Consider the following 6,669-nt stretch of genomic DNA (forward strand, 5'->3'; position numbering starts at 1 on the left):
ACTCGGGAACCACCCCACCCGACCACTCCACCACCGTGTCATTCCACTCGGACAACAACCGGTGACGCTCACCCTCCTCCAACACCTCCACCGCACTCAACCGAGTCCGCGGATCCGCCGCCATGAGGTCCAGCACCCGTACGAGGCGGGCGGCGAACTGCGCGGTGGTGCCGAGCTCGAACAGGTCCGCCGCCGCGATGATCGATCCGCGCAAGCCGGCCGGAGCGCCATCGTCGTCGAAGGCCTCCCCGACCAGGACGTCGAGGTCGAACTTCGCCACCACGGCCCCGGAGTGCTCACCGCCGGTCTCCACGCCCGGTAGGTCGAGCACCGCATCGTCGTTGTTCTGCAGCGTCAGCATCACCTGAACCAGGGGGTGCCGGGCGAGCGAGCGGCTCGGAGCGAGTTCCTCCACGAGGCGCTCGAACGGCACGTCCTGGTAGGCGAGCGCGGACAGGCTGGTCTCGCGCACGCGTGCCAGCACATCGCTGATCGTGGGGTCACCCGAGAGGTCGGATCGCACGACCAAGGTGTTGATGAAGAAGCCAACCAGGCCGTCCAGCGCCTCATCCGTGCGGCCCGCGTTCGCCGCACCGATCGGGATGTCGGTACCCGCACCCAGCCGCGACAGCAGCACCGCCAGCGCGGACTGCACCACCATGAACGTGGTCACGCCCTCGGCCCGTGCCAGTTCCGCCAGCCGCACGTGCAGCTCCGCCGGAACATGCAGCGGTACCCGGTGGCCCTCGTGGGAGGCCACCGCCGAGCGGGGATGGTCGAACGGCAGCGCCAGCTCCTCCGGCGCACCCGCCAGCGCCTCCCGCCAGTACGCCACCTGCCGCGAGATCACACTGTCGGGGTCGGCCTCGTCGCCGAGCAGCTCGCGCTGCCACAACGCGTAGTCGGCGTACTGCACCGGCAACGGCTCCCACCCCGGAACCCGCCCCTCACACCGAGCGGAATACGCCACCGACAGGTCCGCCGCCAACGGAACCGTTGACCAGCCATCACTGGCGATATGGTGCAACACCACCACCAGCACGTGCTCGTCCGGCCCCACCGAGAACAGCCATGCGCGGATCGGCGGTTCCGCCGACAGGTCGAAGGCGTACCCGGCCGCCTCCGCGACCGCCGCCCCCAACCCGCCAGAGGCGACCTCACCGGCCCGCAACTCCCAGACCAGATCCTCCACCGGCACGATCCGCTGGAAAGGCTCCCCATTCGCCGCCGGGAACACCGTGCGCAACACCTCGTGCCGCCCGATCAGCTGATCAGCTTGATCGCCTGAAGAGAATGCCCGCCCAGGGCGAAGAAATCGTCGTCGACACCGACCCGCTCCCTGCCGAGGATCTGCGCGAATGCGGCGCACAGGAGTTCCTCGCGCACGCCGGACGGCGCGCGGCCGGAACCGGCGACGTTCCGGGTTTCCCGCGCGAGGGGATCATCCGGCCGGGCGACGAGCAGCAGTCGGCCGTTTCCGGTCCACTTGGCCAGATCGCCGGTCCGGTACAACAGGGATCCGTCACCGGCGAATCGGTCGGCGACGAACCGGCCTCGCCGTCCTTCCTCGTCAGGCGTCCACTCGGCGCCGGCGAGATACAGATCTCCCGTGACTCCCGCAGGCACCAGGGCCAGGCCAGCGTCCAGCACATACGCCCGGGTACCTTCGACTGGATGGGCGAGAGCCCGGACGTCGCTCCACTCGGAGAGCACCTTGCGCCGCTCGTTCTCGTCGAGCAGGTCCACCGAGCCGAGCCGGATCTGCGGATCCTCGCACACCTGCTCCAGCACCCGTGCGAAGCGCTCGGAGAACCGCTCGACCGACTCCTCGTCGAACAGGTCGGCCGCGCCACTCACCGAACCCCACAACCCTGCCGGAGCCCGGTGGGCGTCGAACGCCTCCTCGACCGTCACCTCAAGGTCGAACTTCGCCGTCGCGAGCCCGGGGGACATCTCCTCGGCCTGCGCACCGGACAGATCCAGCACCGCCGCGGCGACGGTCTTCAGCGTCAGCACGACCTGGAACAGGGGATGCCGCGCGAGGGAGCGCTCCGGGGAGAGTTCTTCCACCAGACGTTCGAAGGGCACGTCCTGGTGGGCGAACGCCGACAGGCTCGTCTCGCGTACCCGGCCCAGCACCTCACGGAACGTCGGGTCGCCGGACAGATCCGTACGCAGCACCAGAGCGTTGACGAAGAACCCGACCAGATCGTCCAATGCCTCGTCGGTCCGCCCCGCCACATCGGTGCCGATCGGGATGTCGGTACCCGCACCCAACCTCGACAGCAGCACCGCCAGCGCGGCCTGGACCACCATGAAGGTGGTGACACCCTCGGCGCGCGCCAGTTCCACCAGCCGCACGTGCGCCTCGGCCGAAACATGCAGCGGAACGCGGTGCCCACCGTAGGAGGCCACCGCCGGGCGGGGACGGTCGAACGGCAGCGCCAGCTCCTCCGGCACACCCGCCAGCGCGTTCCGCCAGTAGGTGACCTGGCGGGTGATGACGCTGTCCGGGTCGGCCTCGCCGCCGAGCAGTTCGCGCTGCCAGAGCGCGTAGTCGGCGTACTGCACCGGCAGCGGCTCCCACGCCGGCACCCGGCCGTCATGCCTCGCCTCGTAGGCCCGCGACAGGTCTGCCGCCAGCGGCCTCATCGACCAGCCGTCACCGGCGATGTGATGCACGACCACCACCAGGACCCGCTCGTCCGGCCCGTCGGACAACAACCACGCCCGGATCGGCGGCTCCAGCGACAGGTCGAACGCGTAACCGGCCGCCTCCGCGACCGCGTCCTCCAGCTCCTCCGACGCCACCTCGGCGACCTGCAACTCCCAGACCAGATCCTCCACCGGCACGATCCGCTGGAAAGGCTCCCCATTCGCCGCCGGGAACACCGTGCGCAACACCTCGTGCCGCCCGATCAACCCTCGGCGCGTCGAACAGCATCCGCAGCGGCACCTCGACACCCAGCACCGCCCGGATCCGGCTCACCAACCGCACCGCCAGCAGCGAATGCCCGCCCAGCGAGAAGAAATCATCATCGACCCCGACCCGCTCCAGGCCCAAGACCTCGGCGAACACCTCGCACAAGATCTCCTCCCGGCAGCGCCTTACGGTCCAGCTTGCCGTTCGCGGTCAACGGCAACGCCTCCAGCACCACCACCGCCGACGGCACCATGTAATCGGGCAGACACCGAGCGACGAACTCCCGCACCGGTGTCAGTGTCGGTGTCGGTGTCGGAGCTGGGAACAACGTAGGCCACCAGCCGTTTGTCGCCCGGCACGTCCTCACGAGCCACCACCACAGCCTGCGCCACCCGCGAATGAGCCACCACCGCGGTCTGCACCTCACCCAACTCCACCCGAAAACCACGCACCTTGACCTGCTCATCCACCCGACCCAGATACACCACCTGACCATCGCCACCCCAGCGCGCCAGATCCCCCGTCCGATACATCCGCTCACCCACACCACCAAACGGACACGCCACAAACCGCTCAGCCGTCAACCCCGCCCGACCCCAATACCCCCGCGCCAAACCGGCACCGGAGATGTACAACTCCCCCGCAACCCCCACCGGCACCGGCTGAAGATGACCATCCAACACAAACACCCCCACCTGCGAAATCGGCCGCCCGATCGGCACCGACCCCCCACCAACCCCCGCCCCCACACACCACACCGTCGAATACACCGTCGCCTCCGTCGGCCCATACACATTCACCACCCGCACCCCCGGCAACCACCCCCGCACCCCCGCCACCCCATCCACCGTCAACGCCTCCCCCGCCAACACCACCACCCCCGGCCCAACACCCACACCCAACCCACCCTCCGACCCCTCACCCAACCCGCGCTCCAACCCCTCACCCAACCCGCGCTCCGACCCACCCACCGATGCGCCTGCCACCAACTGGGCAAACACCGACGGCACCCCACTGACCAAACTCACCCCACCCCAACCACCACGCTCCCCACCAGCCAACACCAGCAAATCCTCCACCACCTCCACACACCCCCCCGACACCAACGGACCAAACACCTCAAACACCGACACATCAAAACTCAACGACGTCGACCACAACACCCGCCCGAAATCCCCACCAAACTCCGCCACCGCCCACCCCAGCAAATTCACCACCGACCGATGCTCCACCACCACACCCTTCGGCCGCCCCGTCGACCCCGACGTATACATCACATACGCCGCACACCCCCCCACCAACGGCGCCAACCGCTCCCCCCACCCCAACACACCCGACTCCAACCCCGCCAACACCCCCACCACCTCCGGCCCATCCACCACCACCACCTCCGGCCCACCCACAACACCACCGACCCCAGCACCCACCCCACCCACCGTGCCCGCAGCACCCGCAGCACCCGCAGCACCCGCCGAAGACGCCAACACCACCACCGGCCGCACATCACCCAACACCCACCCCAACCGCTCCACCGGATACCCCGGATCCACCGGCACATACGCCCCACCCGCCTTCAACACCCCCAACAACGCCACCACCATCTCCACCCCACGCTCCATACACACCGCCACCACCGACCCCGGACCCACCCCACACCCCACCAACAACCGCGCCAACCGATTCGCCCGCCCATCCAACTCCCCATACGACAACTGAACATCCCCGCACACCACCGCCACCGCACCCGGCGACCGCACCACCTGCCCCTCAAACAACTCCACCACCGTCTCCCCCACCAACCCCGAACCCACCCCCACCGAACCATTCCACTCCACCAACACCCGACGACGCTCACCCGCGTCAAGAACCTCCACCCCACTCACCCGCAACCACGGATCAGCCGTCACCGCCTCCAACACCCGACCCCAACGAGCCACGAGCACCTCAGCCGAACCCACATCGAACAGATCCGCCGCAGCGATCAGGTCACCACGCAGGCCCGCGGGAGCGCCGTCGGCATCGAAGAACTCGCTCGCGCTCACCTCCAGGTCGACCTTGGCCGCCGCATCCGTCGGTGCCCCAACGGCGGGTAGGCCGGACGAGACCCGCACCTGCCGCCCGTTGTCCTCCATGGTCAGCATCACCTGGAACAGCGGGTGACGGGACAGGGACCGGGTCGGGGCGAGCTCCTCCACCAGCTTCTCGAACGGCACGTCCTGGTGTGCGAACGCCTCCCAATCGGTGTCCTTGACCCGGCCGAGCACCTCGCGGAACGTCGGATCGCCGGACAGGTCCGTACGCAGGACAAGGGTGTTGACGAAGAAGCCGACCAGGTCGTCCAGCGCCACATCCGTACGCCCGGCCACGGCCGCACCGATCGGGATGTCGGTGCCCGCGCCCAGCCGCGACAGCAGCACCGCCAGAGCGGCCTGCATCACCATGAAGACAGTCGCGCCCTCGGCGCGCGCGAGCTCCGCCATGCGCGCGTGCACATCCGCGGGGACCTCCAGCGGGACACTGTGCCCCCGGTAGCCCGCCACCGCAGGACGAGGGCGGTCGAAGGGGAGTGCCAGCTCTTCCGGTACGTCTGCCAGCGCCTGACGCCAATAGACGACTTGACGGGATATCAGGCTGTCCGGGTCGGCCTCGTCGCCGAGCAGCTCGCGCTGCCACAGCGCGTAGTCGGCGTACTGGACCGGCAACGGCTCCCACCCCGGGGCCTGGCCAACCCGCCGCGCCTCGTAGGCTGTGGTGACATCGCGGGACAGCGGCCCCATGGACCAGCCATCACCGGCGATGTGGTGCACAACGACCAGCAGGACGTGATCATCCGGGGCCATCGAGAACAGCCAGGCCCGGATCGGCGCCTCGGACGACAGGTCGAAGGCGTATTCCTTCGCCTCGGCGACCGCGCCGTCGAGTTCCGCTGGGGTGACGTCGGCGACCACGAGCTCCCAGTCGAGCTCCGTAAGGTCGAGGATGCGCTGGTACGGCTCACCGTCGACGGCCGCGAAAACCGTGCGCAGCACCTCATGGCGGTCAATCACATCGCGCAAGGCCGCGTTGAGCGCACCCGCGTCGATGTCGCTCTGTAGCCGCAGCTGTACTGGAATGTTATAGGTAGAGCTCGGACCCTCAAGCTGGTCGATGAACCACAGGCGGCGCTGCGCGAATGACAACGGAATCATCAGGACTCCTCCTGGTTGCGCATCGGCCGCAACGCCGGCCTAGCTGACTGTTGGTTTCCGAGCTGTTGGGTGAGTTCAGCAACCGTCGGCGCTGTCAGCAGCACCTTCAGCGGCAGTTCCACACCCAGTGCCGCGCGGATCTGGCTGATCAGCCGGACCGCGAGCAGCGAGTGACCGCCGAGAGCGAAGAAGTCATCGTCGACCCCGACCTTGTCCACGCCCAGCACCTGCGCGAACACCTCGCACAGCAGCCGTTCCTGCTCAGTGGCCGGTTCCCGGCCAGGGCCCGCCGTGTAGTCGGGGACCGGCAGCGCCTGGCGGTCCAGCTTGCCGTTCGTGGTCAGCGGCAACGTCTCCAAGGCGACAACGACCGCCGGGACCATATGGTCCGGCAGGTGCCGCGCGGCGAACTCCCGCACCGCACCCGGCAGCGCCTCGCTGCTTTCCTCCGCATCGGCGGGCACGACATAACCGACCAGGCGCACGTCCCCGGGAACGTCCTCCCGGGCGATCACCGCGGCCTGCCCCACCCCCGGATGCGCCACCAGCACCGCCTGG

At 68.8% G+C, this 6,669-nt stretch carries 5 protein-coding genes and 1 pseudogene; all 6 read right to left on the reverse strand.

Features of this window, described 5'->3' with window-relative positions; translation table 11 throughout:
- The coding region (locus tag IG98_RS0143675) for a condensation domain-containing protein (RefSeq protein WP_245651972.1) at positions 1-1,249 on the reverse strand (1,249 nt) is incomplete at its 3' end.
- Positions 1,250-1,263: 14 nt separating this feature from the next.
- Positions 1,264-2,904, reverse strand: a complete 1,641-nt coding sequence (locus tag IG98_RS47985; protein WP_245651973.1) for a condensation domain-containing protein — start codon at positions 2,902-2,904, stop codon at positions 1,264-1,266.
- Positions 2,905-2,971: 67 nt separating this feature from the next.
- Positions 2,972-3,079: pseudogene (locus tag IG98_RS55090) on the reverse strand (phosphopantetheine-binding protein); the annotation flags it as partial.
- Positions 3,036-3,176 carry a hypothetical protein gene (locus IG98_RS55095; RefSeq protein WP_425428163.1) on the reverse strand — a complete coding sequence of 47 codons (141 nt, stop codon included), beginning with the start codon at positions 3,174-3,176 and terminating at the stop codon, positions 3,036-3,038. The gene IG98_RS55095 and the pseudogene IG98_RS55090, both read right to left, overlap by 44 nt.
- Positions 3,109-6,111, reverse strand: a complete 3,003-nt coding sequence (locus IG98_RS47990; RefSeq protein WP_051753748.1) for a non-ribosomal peptide synthetase — start codon at positions 6,109-6,111, stop codon at positions 3,109-3,111. Before IG98_RS47990 ends, IG98_RS55095 begins: the two co-directional genes overlap by 68 nt.
- On the reverse strand, positions 6,111-6,669 hold a 559-nt coding region (locus IG98_RS47995), incomplete at its 5' end, for a phosphopantetheine-binding protein (protein ID WP_157594900.1). The genes IG98_RS47995 and IG98_RS47990, both read right to left, overlap by 1 nt.

This window comes from Streptosporangium amethystogenes, from assembly GCF_000721075.1.
GTDB lineage: Bacteria > Actinomycetota > Actinomycetes > Streptosporangiales > Streptosporangiaceae > Streptosporangium > Streptosporangium amethystogenes.